This is a genomic window from Paenarthrobacter nicotinovorans (genome assembly GCF_007670255.1).
Classification (GTDB): Bacteria; Actinomycetota; Actinomycetes; order Actinomycetales; family Micrococcaceae; genus Arthrobacter; species Arthrobacter nicotinovorans_B.
This window is the reverse complement of the sequence record NZ_SZVS01000006.1, coordinates 182,381-194,567: the sequence shown is the minus strand read 5'-3', so window position 1 is coordinate 194,567 and position 12,187 is coordinate 182,381. Positions and strand designations below refer to the sequence as shown.

The 12,187-nt window shown below is 65.0% G+C and carries 10 protein-coding genes and 1 riboswitch; of the genes, 6 read left to right on the top strand and 4 right to left on the bottom strand.

Annotated features, from left to right (window positions below):
* Positions 1-34: 34 nt before the first annotated feature.
* Positions 35-946 carry an EamA family transporter gene (locus FDP28_RS11480; protein ID WP_260842441.1) on the bottom strand — a complete coding sequence of 304 codons (912 nt, stop codon included), beginning with the start codon at positions 944-946 and terminating at the stop codon, positions 35-37.
* A gap of 72 nt (positions 947-1,018) precedes the next feature.
* Here FDP28_RS11480 and FDP28_RS11475 point away from each other — a divergent pair, with 72 nt between their 5' ends.
* A complete protein-coding gene (locus FDP28_RS11475; protein ID WP_144661559.1) occupies positions 1,019-1,930 on the top strand; it encodes a LysR family transcriptional regulator in 912 nt (303 codons plus the stop codon).
* A gap of 6 nt (positions 1,931-1,936) precedes the next feature.
* Here the strand turns inward: FDP28_RS11475 and FDP28_RS11470 are convergent, their stop codons facing one another.
* The 3 genes from FDP28_RS11470 to FDP28_RS11460 form a co-directional block, all read right to left on the bottom strand.
* Entirely contained in the window at positions 1,937-2,461 is a 525-nt protein-coding gene (locus tag FDP28_RS11470; protein WP_144661558.1) for a SixA phosphatase family protein, read from the bottom strand.
* Between the two features lie 205 nt (positions 2,462-2,666).
* A complete protein-coding gene (locus FDP28_RS11465) occupies positions 2,667-3,533 on the bottom strand; it encodes a winged helix-turn-helix domain-containing protein (protein WP_144661557.1) in 867 nt (288 codons plus the stop codon).
* Positions 3,534-4,096: 563 nt separating this feature from the next.
* Entirely contained in the window at positions 4,097-5,029 is a 933-nt protein-coding gene (locus FDP28_RS11460; protein ID WP_144661556.1) for a hypothetical protein, read from the bottom strand.
* Between the two features lie 200 nt (positions 5,030-5,229).
* Between FDP28_RS11460 and FDP28_RS11455 the strand changes: the two genes are divergently transcribed.
* The 5 genes from FDP28_RS11455 to FDP28_RS11435 all read left to right on the top strand — a co-directional run bounded on the left by FDP28_RS11455 (position 5,230) and on the right by FDP28_RS11435 (position 12,187).
* Positions 5,230-5,970 (top strand): response regulator transcription factor, encoded by a 741-nt coding sequence (locus FDP28_RS11455; protein ID WP_144661555.1) that lies wholly within the window; start codon positions 5,230-5,232, stop codon positions 5,968-5,970.
* A 3-nt stretch (positions 5,971-5,973) separates the two neighbouring features.
* Positions 5,974-7,473, top strand: coding sequence for a sensor histidine kinase (locus FDP28_RS11450; RefSeq protein ID WP_144661554.1), 1,500 nt, complete (start codon positions 5,974-5,976; stop codon positions 7,471-7,473).
* A 132-nt stretch (positions 7,474-7,605) separates the two neighbouring features.
* A riboswitch (cyclic di-AMP (ydaO/yuaA leader) is annotated at positions 7,606-7,764 on the top strand.
* Between the two features lie 5 nt (positions 7,765-7,769).
* Positions 7,770-8,627 (top strand): aggregation-promoting factor C-terminal-like domain-containing protein, encoded by an 858-nt coding sequence (locus tag FDP28_RS11445; protein ID WP_144661553.1) that lies wholly within the window; start codon positions 7,770-7,772, stop codon positions 8,625-8,627.
* 132 nt (positions 8,628-8,759) lie between these two features.
* Positions 8,760-10,115, top strand: a complete 1,356-nt coding sequence (locus tag FDP28_RS11440; protein WP_144661552.1) for a bifunctional glycosyltransferase family 2/GtrA family protein — start codon at positions 8,760-8,762, stop codon at positions 10,113-10,115.
* Complete coding sequence (locus FDP28_RS11435; protein ID WP_144661551.1) at positions 10,112-12,187, top strand: glycosyltransferase family 39 protein; 2,076 nt, start codon at positions 10,112-10,114, stop codon at positions 12,185-12,187. Before FDP28_RS11440 ends, FDP28_RS11435 begins: the two co-directional genes overlap by 4 nt.

Here is a 12,187-nt window from a genome sequence, read left to right as displayed (position 1 = left end):
ATTGTGAGGCCCGCTCTGCGGCCTTACGCACGGCTCACACGCGCAGAGCGGGCCGCACAACGGGTGTGCCGGGGCGCTTCCGGGAGGCGCCCAGCACCGCCGTCGCCACACCCAGAAGCAGGATCACCCCTCCCGTGATTTCTGCGGGCGTCGGAATTTCGTTCAGGACCAGCCACGCGGCCGTCATGCCCACCACCGGGACCAGGAGCGTGAAGGGCACGACGTCGGAACTCGGGTACAGCGACAACAGCCGGTTCCAGATGCCGTACCCCACCAACGACGCGAACACTGCGGTGTACACGGCGCTGAGGACAGTAGCCGGCTGCAGGTCGGTGAGCGTTGCCCACACGACCCCCGGACCATCCACAACCAAGGACAACCCGGCCAGCGGAACCGGCACCACGGCCCCGGACCACACCACCAGGCCCAGACCGGAGGCTGCTTTCGAATGCCGGGCCACCACGTTTCCCACTGCCCAGGACAGGGCTGCAGCCAGCACGATCATCAGCGGAAGCACCGGAGCCACGGCACTTCGTCCGACCGCCACCACACCCAGCCCCACGATGCCCAGCACCACGCCAAGCAACTGGCGTCGGCTGGGCTTCTCCCCCAGGAACCGCGCCGCGAGCAGGATGGTAAACAGGACCTGCGCCTGCAGCACCAGCGAGGCCAAACCGGCGGGCATTCCGAGTGCCATGCCCAGGTAAAGCAGGCCGAACTGCCCCGCGCTCATAAAGAGCCCGACGCCGGCAATCGCCTTCCAGCCGACGTCAGGTTTGCGGATGAAGAAGATGAACGGAAAAACGACAAGGAGGAAGCGCATGGCCACGAAAAGCAAGGGTGGGACATCCCGCCCGTTCGTATGCAGCCCGAGGTCGATGGCGACGAAGTTGACGCCCCACAGGACGGCTACAAGAACAGCGAGGAATGAGTGGCGAAGGTTCACCACTACACTCTGACGCTCTTTTAGATGAAGCACCAGCATTGAATTCAGCATGAAACCACGTAGATTTGCTTCATGATCGATATTTCGGCTCTGCGGGCCTTGGTCGCCGTGGAACAGCACGGCTCGGTAGTAGCGGCTTCTGATGTCATGGGCTACAGCCCCTCCGCGGTGTCGCAGCAGATCAAGAAACTCGAAAAGCAAACAGGCGTTGCCGTGCTGGAGCGAAACGGCCGGGGCGTGCTGCTGACGGAACGGGGCCTGGCGCTGGCAGGTTACGGCCGACGGATCATGGGCGAACTCGAGGAACTCCAGGCGACGCTGCTGGCCGATCCGGCCAAGCCATCCGGGCTGTTGCGGCTGGTGGCTTTCTCCACGGCATGCCGGGGGCTGGTAGGACCGGTCCTCGGGCGCATGGCCGCCACCCACTCCGCTTTGGACATCACCGTCTTGGCCGAGGATCCGCGCGAAGCCGTGCAGCGGGTCGCCTCAGGCGAAGCAGAACTTGCGGTGGTCCACAACTGGAACTCGGTCCCGCTGGTGATCCCGGAGAACCTGGTGCACGAAGACCTCTGCATCGACCAGGCCGATGTCCTGGTCAACAGCACGCACGCACTCGCGGGGCGGACCGCCGTGGAACGTGAAGACCTGCTGGACGAGACCTGGATCAGCACCCCGGCGGGGGCCATCTGCAACGAGGCACTTCTGCAGATCTTTGCGGGGCTGGGCCGGGTGCCTGATATCCGCGTTTACGACCCCGACTTTTCCACCCACATCGCCATGGTGGAACAAGGGGTGGCGGTCGCTCTGGTCCCCCGGCTGGGCAGGCCGCCGTTGCCGCCGGGGGTCGTGGCCATCCCCGTGGTCAAACCCACCCAGCAACGCTCTGTTGGCATTGTGCATCGGAAAACCATGACGGCAAGCCCGAACATCAGGCACGTTGTCCGCTTGCTGCGGGAGGCAGCCGCGGAGCAACTGGATCAGTAGCCGGCGCTAGTGCCGGGGCACCGTGAAGTGCGTCAGCCGGGCATCCTGCCCATCGAGCTCCGCCCAGGACTTCTCTGTCTCCATGACTGTCAAGGCACTGGTCGGGTACCGGGTAGCTGCATCCATGTAGGCGTCGTGGTCGGAGTCGCGGGAAGCCAGGTGCATGGCGAGGTCCTGAACGCCCGGCATGTGCGATATCACCATCAACGTTGTCACGGTGTCAGGAACGTGGTTGATCACAGTCAGCATCCGGTTGGCGGAGGCGGAATACAGCCCGTCCTCGAGCTTGGGCGTGGGTGCCTTCTCCCCCAGTTCGTCGCACACCCAGGTACACGTCTGCCGGGTCCTCAGGGCAGAAGAACAGAGGATGAAATCGGGGACTACGCCGTGCTTGAGCAACCATTTCCCGGCGAGCGGCGCTTCGCGATGACCACGCTCCTCCAAGGGACGCTCGTGATCCGGCACGCCCACAGGCCAGTCCGCCTTGGCATGACGCATGATCACGAGTCGCTTGATGTGGTGGTCGCTCATGCAATAACCCTATCCGCCCCCTTAGCCGTGGAGGCCAATGCTCACCGGGCACGACAAAAGACGAATGGCGGCACATCCCGATAGCGCCGTTGTTGCTGGGCCCACGCCGCCCGGATTCCCTGACCGAGCTTGCGAGGTGAGGGAGGCGGTGGGGAGGAACGAGCGCAGGCGCAGAGGGATATGCCGCCTTCCGGCAGTCAAAAGATCAGATCGAGTATTCCGGAGCGGCCCAGACGATGACCTCGGGGTGCTCGTAGAAGCGGTAGCCCTGCCCGCGGACCGTGCGCACGGTGTTGGCCAGGCGGCCCAGCTTGGAACGGAGGCGGCGGATGTGGACGTCGATGGTGCGCTCATTCGGCACTTCTTCGGCGTTGCGCCACAGGCCCTCAAGCAATTCATCGCGACCGACGGTGCGCGTGCCGTTTTCAACCAGGTAGTTGAGGAGCTCGAACTCCTTGAAGGTCAAGTTCAGCGACTCACCATCCAGGTGTACCTCGCGGCGGGCAAGATCGATCAGCACGCCGGAGGGGCGGGCTTCCTGCTGGGGCGCCGGACGCGGAGCTTCAGCGCGCTGGCGGGAGGCCACGGTGGGGTCGCCGAAGGTGGAACGTACGACGTCGAGGGCGGAGCCGGGTGCCCCGGCGGGGGCGACGGCGACGGCCGCGTAGCTCTCGGCACCGGTCACCAGGGACTGCGCATAGGCGCGGATTTCCTGGGCGAGCTTTGCAATGGAAGTTCCAGCCGCGGCCGCAGTCTCTTCGTCAATGCCCATGTAGAGGACGAAGCCACGGGCCACGTTGTCGTTGGCAACGGGGCGCAGCCTGTCCGAGTGTGCGATCACCGGGGTGGGGGCGGTAATGGGTGCCGGCTCGGTGGTGGGTACTGCACGCAACTGGCCGTAGGAGTTGGGGTTGTAGCCCTGGGGCACGTAGCCGGGAGCCTGCTGGCCGGCACCCTGCGAAGCAGGAGAATAGCCGGGGCGGTTGCCGAAGCCGGGGCGGAGCCCTGCGTTCGATGCGGCCTTGTTGGCGTTACGGACGGAGATGTGGACGTATCCGGATGCAACTGACATGGAGTGCTTACCTCAAAAGTGAATAGCCGTCATCGCGGCTTCGAATGCTGAATGTCCCCGCAATGAGTTTGGGGAGGGGCGCCCAACGCTGGGCTAGGGGGCGAATGCCTGAAACTTCTTGGGGTGGAAAGTTAGGCTTGCATTCGACAACAGCGGTCATCATGGCCAGCGGGTGTGCTGGACCAGGTTGCTGCGGCTGCAGGTGCTGTTGAGTTCTTGTTCACATTGGAAGTGTGCAACGTAACAAAGGCAACACGCAAGTAACAAAGCTCAGAACCGTCCACATTTTGAGACGTGGAGGTCTATTGTGCGGCAAATCACAATTCCGCGGACTCTTGAAATGAACGCCATGAGATTCGGCGAGTGGAAGAAATATTCGCCTTCCAGTGAATTTTCTTCGGCTCATGAGGCATCATTCGCACCTTAAGGAACGACAACGCTTTCCCTGCGGAATCTCACGATCTGAAACATGTGTTGTCCAATCGGCGCCCGGGCCGATCTCGATTTTTTTGGCCGCGATCTGTTAAAAGCGATGAAAACGGGCGCGGCATGCGCCCGTTTCCTCAGGACGTCGTCCCTGAGCCGGACGTGGAGCCCTGCCCCGTGGACGACGTTGCGGTGGTCAGCCGCACGGAGGTCGCATCGTAACTGTCCCCGTTCTTGGAGGCCGTGACCCGGACCGTGGCACCTGATGCGATGTCGGCTACGGTGAGGCTGCTGGATGTGCTGCCACGCTGCCTAGTACCTTGCGCAACCACTGTTTCCGAGCCGAGGACGTATGTTCGCGTAAATCCATCGGTGCTCTTGACGGTCAACGAGTTCGAAGAAACCTCGCTGACAACTCCCAATTGATCGGCCATGGACACGTACTCGTTGTCGCGAAGGATGACGTATTCCGAGTGGATGGCGGCGTTCAAGCCCCCTCCGAACCCATCCGGTGCCATCCCGCCCATCTGACCGGGCATCTGACCGGGCATTCCCTGACCGGTTCCATCTTGCCCTGTTCCGCCCGGCCCCAGTCCCTGTCCGGGCACTGTCTGGCCCTGCTGTCCACCTAATCCACCGGCCTGACCCAAGGGAACGTTGGCAGCATCGGCAGAGCCTGCATTGCCCAGTGAGTAGAAGCCGGCGGCGGTGCCTGCCGCTACCACCACGGCAACACCGGCCACTATCAACGTCCTCTTGACGCTCCACCGGTTCTGCGCGCCGGTCCTGTCCTTGCCTGCAGGCGCCGACCCCCATCCGGACCCTGACGTTTCCGACGACGGCGCGCCCCATCCTGCCGACGGCCCGTTGTTGCCGGGCTGGCTGCTTTGGTTCTGGCCGGGTTGAGGCTCTCCCCAGCCCCAGGATGATCCGGGGTTGGGCGCGGCAGTTTGGGCTGGCTGCGGCCATGCGGCTTCGGCCGGCCGGTTGGCGGGAGTCGGTCCCTGCTGCGGCTGCGGCCCCGGGGTGCGGGGAAACTGCTGGTTTTCGGGGTATTTCTGCTCGCTCATGGTGGTCTCTCTTGTCTGTGGATGTCCGAATACGCCCAGCGTCGGTGCCGTGGCTGTGCGGAAGCTGTGTTGGGGAGCAGTTGCTCCTGTGACCTGCGAATTCCTGTGTGTGCGGACTCCCACCTCGCTAGTGTTGACTTCACAGGGTCCTCACAGGAGCGGCTCAGCGCCGGCAAACCAGCAGAATGGAGAGTTGTCACATGGCATCCCCGCACTCCATGACAAACAACCTTCCCCAGCTCACGCACCCCGACGGCTCGCCTATCCGCGCCTTGGTGGTTGATGACGAGCCGAGCCTTGCCGAACTCATGAGCATGGGCCTCCGCATGGCCGGCTGGTCAGTAAGCGTGGCCGCCGACGGGCCCGAAGCCGTAAAGGTCGCCAAGGAATTCCGCCCTGACGTCCTGGTGCTTGATGTGATGCTCCCCGGTTTTGACGGCGTGGAAGTCCTCAACCGGATACGGGCCTTCGCCCCGGAAGTGCCTGCCCTGTTCCTGACAGCCAAGGACGCAGTGCAGGACCGCATTGTGGGTCTGGCGGCCGGAGGCGACGACTACGTCACCAAGCCCTTCAGCATGGAGGAAGTGCTGCTCCGCCTGCACAGGCTGGTCCAGCGCTCGGGTGTCGCCGCGATGGACACCGCCGAGCTCGTCGTGGGTGATCTGACCCTGAACGTGGACACCCGGGAAGTGACCCGCGCCGGGGAGGACATCGCGCTGACGGCAACCCAGTTCGAGCTCCTGCGCTATCTCATGGAGAACCCGAAACGGGTTGTCAGCAAGGCCCAAATCCTGGACCGGGTGTGGGACTACGACTTCGGCGGCCAGGCCAACATCGTCGAACTCTACATTTCCTATCTCCGCAAGAAGATCGAAGCGAACCACCCGCCGATGATCCACACTGTTCGCGGAGCCGGCTACGTCATCAAACCTGCGGACTAGGCCTTGAGCACACTCTCGGGGATTGCCAGGAGCCCGCAGCACAGTTGGCTCAATCCCTCCACATGGCATCTACGCACGCGTTTGGTCCTGGTGGCCATGGCTTTGCTGGTGGCCATTTGCGGCGCAGTCGGGCTGGTCAGCTACGCCTCGATGGACATGGTTTTCAACAAGCAGCTCGACAGGCAGCTGGAGCAGGCGTCGCGCCGCGCTGACGACTTCGGCAGGCCGCCGTCGAGCTTTCCGAACTCGCCGACAGGACGCCCGGACCCGCTGGAGGCCCGCGGGCAGGCGGCCGGTACGTTGAGCGCCCGTATCGATGGGTCAACGGTGCGCAGCTCCGGGCTGATCGACGCCGGGGGCAACCGCGTTTCCTTGTCTTCCGCCGACGAGCAGGTCCTCCTGGCGCTGCCGACGGGCGACCGCCCCGTGGACCGCTCACTGTCCAACGGCGACTACCGGCTTATGGCCGTCAAAACCAATTACGGCGACGTGATCGTCACGGGCCTGCCACTGGCGGACAAGCAGACTGCGGAGGCTTCGCTGGTCTGGACCATGGTGCTGGTGTCACTTGGCGGCCTGGTGGTGATCGGCCTGGTGGGAACTGTGATCATCCGTCGCACCATGCGGCCCCTGGAGCAGCTCTCCGAGGTCGCCACCAAGGTTTCGCGACTGCCTCTCGACGCCGGCGAGGTGGCACTTGCGGTGCGTGTACCGCCGTCGGCCTCCCATCCCGGGACTGAAGTTGGCAGGGTAGGCCACGCCCTGAACCAGATGCTGAACAACGTCGCGAGGGCGCTGGAGGCCCGCCAGGAAAGCGAGACAAAAGTGCGGCAGTTCGTGGCCGATGCCTCGCACGAACTGCGGACGCCGCTGACGGCCATCCGTGGCTACACCGAGCTGCTGCGGATGACCGAGAACTTCACCGACGACGGCAGGAAGTCCCTTGCCCGGGTCCAGAGCCAGTCCGAACGCATGACGACGCTGGTGGAGGACCTGCTGTTGCTGGCAAGGTTGGACGAAGGCCAACCGGTGAAGGTCACGGACGTGGACCTGACACAGTTGGTGATCGAGACCGTAAGCGACGAGAAAGTCATGGCCCCGGACCACATCTGGCAGCTGACCTTGCCGGACGAACCGATCACGGTGCGTGGAGATGCCACGCAGCTGCATCAGGTATTGGCCAATCTGCTCTCCAACGCCCGCAAACACACGGATCCCGGAACCACGGTGGTCACCGGCGTGATGCTCTCGGCAGACGGCAGCGCAGTGGTTACCGTAACGGACAACGGGCCCGGCATTCCCGGAGATTTCCAGGGCAGGATTTTCTCCCGGTTCGCCCGCGCCGATGCCGCAAGATCGGGGTCGGAAGGGACCTCCGGCCTGGGCCTGTCCATCGTCGAGTCCATCGTCGAAGCCCACGGCGGAAGCGTGGAGGTGACGTCCAAACCCGGGCGGACGGAGTTCGCTGTCCGGCTACCGGCCGCCATCAGCAACCGCGCATAACGAAACCGGCAAGGCGACTCACCGGCGTCGTGATCTCTGTTACCTAAATGTGACTTCTGCGGAATCCTCCTGTACCGTCGAAAGGGTGGGTCGCTCAAAAGGGCCCGCATCCGGGATGCGCCGAGCTCTGCCACTTCCCGGAGTCCGTTCTTACTCCGAGGCAGAGACGGGGGACCCAGAGTCTCCGGGCCCAGGCATTTGCCGGCCCTTGGGGTGAAGCCGCAGCGTGACGCGCGGCCGGATGACCTCATCCGAACCCGACAGCTAACTCCGCAGGCGCTGAGAGGTAATCACACATGTCTGAACTTAACGATCAGACGCGCCCTTCCGCGCGTCACCGCGACCAGAACGACTCCCCGTTGAAGAAGTCGCAGACCGTCCTCAAAAAGGCCGCCCGTGAGGGCAAGTCCGGCAACCGCATGCCCGTAGTGGCCGGCGTTATTGCCGCCGCGCTGGGCGTTGCCTCCCTGGGAACAGCTGCCAATGCCGCGCTTAACCTTCCCGAGGCAAGCCGCGTTGCCGAGACCCGGACCGCCGCCGAGGCCAGCAACGCCAAGGCCGCTGAAGAAGCCGCCGCCGCCAAGAAGGCCGCTGACGAAAAGGCTGCTGCCGCCAAGGCCGCCGCTGACAAAGCAGCAGCTGACAAGGCTGCAGCCGACAAGGCCGCCGCTGACAAGGCCGCTGCCGACCAGGCCGCCGCTGCACAGGCAGCAGCCGAGAAGGCCGCTGCCGACCAGGCCGCAGCAGAAAAGGCTGCCGCCGACGCAGCCGCCAAGCAGGCAGCCGACGCCGCTGCTGCCGCCGCCGCAGAAGCCGCAGCCGCCGCTGCAGCCCCCAAGGCTGTTGACGACCCCGCTGCTGCCAAGGCCTACGCTGCCAGCATTCTGGGCAGCTACGGCTGGAGCGCCTCTGAGATGACGGCACTGAACACGCTGTGGGAGAAGGAATCAGGTTGGCGGACCACTGCCACCAACGCTTCCAGCGGTGCCTACGGTATTGTCCAGTCGCTTCCGGCCGGCAAGATGGCTTCTGCCGGTGCCGACTGGCAGACCAACTACCAGACCCAGATCAAGTGGGGCCTGAACTACATCAAGGAACGCTACGGCTCCCCGTCAGCTGCCCTGGCCTTCCACCTGGCCAACAACTGGTACTAAGCCAAAAGTTTCCTGAAAAGCCGCTCCCGTTCCGGGGGCGGCTTTTCGCGTGTAAAGGGCCCTGAACACTTACACAGTCGCATCACAGCTTCCGCCTAAAGCCCTCACAATCGGCGGCCCCACTGTGAATGCATGACGCTCATAGATCCCGCCACCAGTGCGCTGCCGAACCCCGCCCATGCGGGGCGCTTCGCCGCTCCTGCCTTGCCCCACCGGCAGCCGCGGCGCTCTCCCGTGGACACGCGGACCACGGCCCCTGTCCTGGACGTCACCATTCCCGTCCACAACGAAGAGACCGACCTCGAGGAATGCCTGCGCCGCCTGCACGGCCACCTGGTGGAGACGTTCCCGCATACGTTCCGTATCACGGTGGCGGACAATGCGAGCACGGACAACACCCTGAAGATCGCCGAGCGTCTGGCCCGCGAGCTCCCTGAAATCGTCGTCATGCGCTTCGAGGAAAAAGGCCGGGGCAACGCCCTCCGCCAAGTCTGGCTCGCCTCGCCGTCCCCGGTGCTCGCCTACATGGATGTGGACCTTTCCACTGATCTTGCCGCCCCGGCGCCCCTGCTGGCTCCACTGATCTCCGGCCACTCAGACCTTGCCATCGGTACACGTCTGTCCCGCAACTCCCGCGTGGTCCGCGGGCCAAAACGCGAGTTCGTCTCCCGCAGCTACAACGTCCTCCTGCATACGCTCATGGGGGCCCGGTTCTCCGATGCCCAGTGCGGCTTCAAGGCCATCCGGGCAGACGTCGCCCACAGGATCCTCCCCCACACCCTGGACAACGCCTGGTTCTTCGACACCGAACTCCTGGTCCTTGCCGAGCGCTGCGGCCTCCGTGTCCATGAAGTCCCCGTCGACTGGACGGACGATCCCAACTCAAGTGTCGACGTCGTACGAACCGCCGTGGCCGACCTCCGCGGAATGGCGCGCCTGACGCGCGACCTCGTCACCGGCCGGATCCCCATCCCGGAGCTGCGCGCGGCACTGGCCCGCGGTCCGTTGCCGGCGTCGTCGCGGACCTCCGAATCGACCCCGCGCGCCAGCTTGTTCGGGCAATTGGTGCGGTTTGGATTCATTGGCGCTGCGTCCACGGTGGCTTACCTGCTGATCTTCCTGCTGTGCCGTGGATTCATGGACCCGCAGCTGGCCAACTTCCTGGCTCTCATCGTGACGGCCGTCGCCAACACGGCCGCCAACCGCCGCTTCACGTTCGGCATCCAAGGCGGCAACCATGCCCGCCACCACTTTGAAGGCCTGATCGTCTTCAGCATCGGCCTGGCCCTCACCTCGGGCGCGCTGGCCCTGGTGCATGGAACCACGACGCCGGACCGCTGGCTTGAGGTGGCAACCGTAGTTGGCGCGAACCTCGCCGCAACCGTTGCACGGTTCCTGCTGTTCCGCCTGTGGGTGTTCCGCCGCCCCGCGACACCAGCCCCTCGCCCCGAGAGTTCCGACAAGACCACAGAGGTGGCAGCGAAATGATTACAGCCCTCCAGCCAAGCCATGCCGTTGACGAACCTGTGAAGTCCCCGGAAACACCGACCCGCTTGCAGCGCCTCGCTTTCGGGCAGCAACCCCGGTGGGTGCGTCCGTCCGCCGCCGGGCTGCTTGTGGGGACCGCCTTCCTCTATCTCTGGAATCTTGCCGCAACGGGATACGGCAACTCCTTCTACGCAGCAGCTATCCAGGCCGGCACCAAGGACTGGACCGCGCTCTTCTTCGGCTCGCTCGATGCCGGCAACGCCATCACGGTGGATAAGCCGCCGGCGTCCCTCTGGATTCCGGCCTTGGTGGGCAGGATCTTCGGCTTCTCTCCTACCAGCATGCTGGTTCCTGAGGCACTCATGGGGGTCGCCGCCGTCGGGCTTCTGTACCTGACGGTCAAGCGCGTATCCGGTCCTGCGGCAGGGCTCCTCGCCGGCGGCGCGTTGGCGCTGACACCCGTTGCTGCCTTGATGTTCCGTTTCAACAACCCCGACGCCATGCTCACGCTGTGCCTGGTCCTGGCCGCGTACCTGACGACCCGCGCCATTGAGAAGGCCGGCTGGAAATGGTTGGCCGCGGCAGGGGCAGTGGTTGGCCTGGCGTTCCTTACCAAGATGCTCCAGGGTTTCCTGATTGTTCCGGGCCTGGCACTTGCTTACCTTTGGGCCGCTCCCACCACACTTCGCAGCCGGCTCGTGCACCTTCTTGCAGCGGGCGCGGGCATCGTGGCCGTGGCGGGTAGCTACATTGTGATCTTCCAGCTCACTCCGGCCTCGGCCAGGCCTTACATGGCCGGCTCGACGGGCAACAGCTTCCTGGAACTCACCTTCGGCTACAACGGGCTGGGGCGGATCACCGGCTCGGGTGAAGGCGGTGCCGGTGGTGGCATGCCCGGCGGTTCCACTGGCGGCCTTGCTGGTGGGCCGGGTGGCGGTTTCGGCGGCGGCGGCTTCGGTGGGGCTGCCGGCCTGGGCCGGATGTTCGGAACCAGTTTCGGCGGTGAAGTCTCCTGGCTCCTGCCCGCAGCGTTGATCCTGCTGGTGGCCGGGCTGTGGTTCACCCGTCGCGAAGCCCGCACTTCGCGAAGCCGCGCTGCCCTGTTGATGTGGGGTGGCTGGCTGATCGTCACCGCAGGCATCTTCAGCTTCATGAGCGGCATCGTCCACCCTTACTACGCGGCAGCACTGGCCCCGGCGATTGCCGCCCTGATCGGAATCGGGTGCGTCGAACTCTGGCGCGGCAGGGCCTCGTGGATGGCGCGGATCGTGCTGGCAGTGGTGGTGCTGGGCAGTGCGCTGTGGTCCGCAGTGCTCCTGGGCCGGGACGCCTCATGGCTGCCGTGGCTGCGGATCGTCGTGGTGGTCCTTGGTGTCCTCGCAGCAGCGGCTCTCCTGCTTCGTGTGGATCAGCTGGGTGTGTCCAGGCTTAAAGGTGCCCTGAGGCGGCTGCCTGCTGCCGCCGTCGTCGTGGTGTCGTTGCTCGCCGGAGGGCTGGGAACCGGGGCGTGGACAGTGGCCACTGCGGCGACGCCGCACTCAGGCTCCATCCCGACGTCGGGACCTTCCGGCGCGGCCAGCGGCGGCTTTGGCGCCCGGGCAGGACTGGACGGCAGGAACCGCGACTTTGGCGATGCGGAGAACGGCCTCGGCGGGACGCCCGACCCAGCAGCCAACGACTTCCCGGGCGCCGGAGGAATCGGTGGCGCCGGAGGAATCGGTGGGCCCGGAGGCGGGAGCACCGCGAACGCCGAGCTGACCGCCCTGCTGAAGTCCACCACCACCACATGGTCCGCCATTGTCTCCGGCGCCACCCAGGCAGCCGACCTGGAACTCGCCACGAACACCAGCGTCATCGCGTTGGGAGGCTGGAACGGCGGCGACCCCTACCCCACGCTGGCCCAATTCCAGGACATGGTGGACAAAGGCCAGATCAGCTACTTCATCTCCGGTGGCGGCATGGGTGGCGGTATGGGCGGCCGGGGCGGCAACTCCGAAGTCGCAGCCTGGGTAGCGGCCAACTACCAGGCCCAAACCGTCGGCGGCACCACCGTCTACAAGCTGGTGGGCTGA

Bases quoted from the DNA above. Each gene is read 5' to 3' on its own strand.
- FDP28_RS11475 (WP_144661559.1), top strand. From the start codon at position 1,019: ATGATCGATATTTCGGCTCTGCGGGCCTTGGTCGCCGTGGAACAGCAC.
- FDP28_RS11470 (WP_144661558.1), bottom strand. From the start codon at position 2,461: ATGAGCGACCACCACATCAAGCGACTCGTGATCATGCGTCATGCCAAG.
- FDP28_RS11465 (WP_144661557.1), bottom strand. From the start codon at position 3,533: ATGTCAGTTGCATCCGGATACGTCCACATCTCCGTCCGTAACGCCAAC.
- FDP28_RS11460 (WP_144661556.1), bottom strand. From the start codon at position 5,029: ATGAGCGAGCAGAAATACCCCGAAAACCAGCAGTTTCCCCGCACCCCG.
- FDP28_RS11455 (WP_144661555.1), top strand. From the start codon at position 5,230: ATGGCATCCCCGCACTCCATGACAAACAACCTTCCCCAGCTCACGCAC.
- FDP28_RS11445 (WP_144661553.1), top strand. From the start codon at position 7,770: ATGTCTGAACTTAACGATCAGACGCGCCCTTCCGCGCGTCACCGCGAC.
- FDP28_RS11440 (WP_144661552.1), top strand. From the start codon at position 8,760: ATGACGCTCATAGATCCCGCCACCAGTGCGCTGCCGAACCCCGCCCAT.
- FDP28_RS11435 (WP_144661551.1), top strand. From the start codon at position 10,112: ATGATTACAGCCCTCCAGCCAAGCCATGCCGTTGACGAACCTGTGAAG.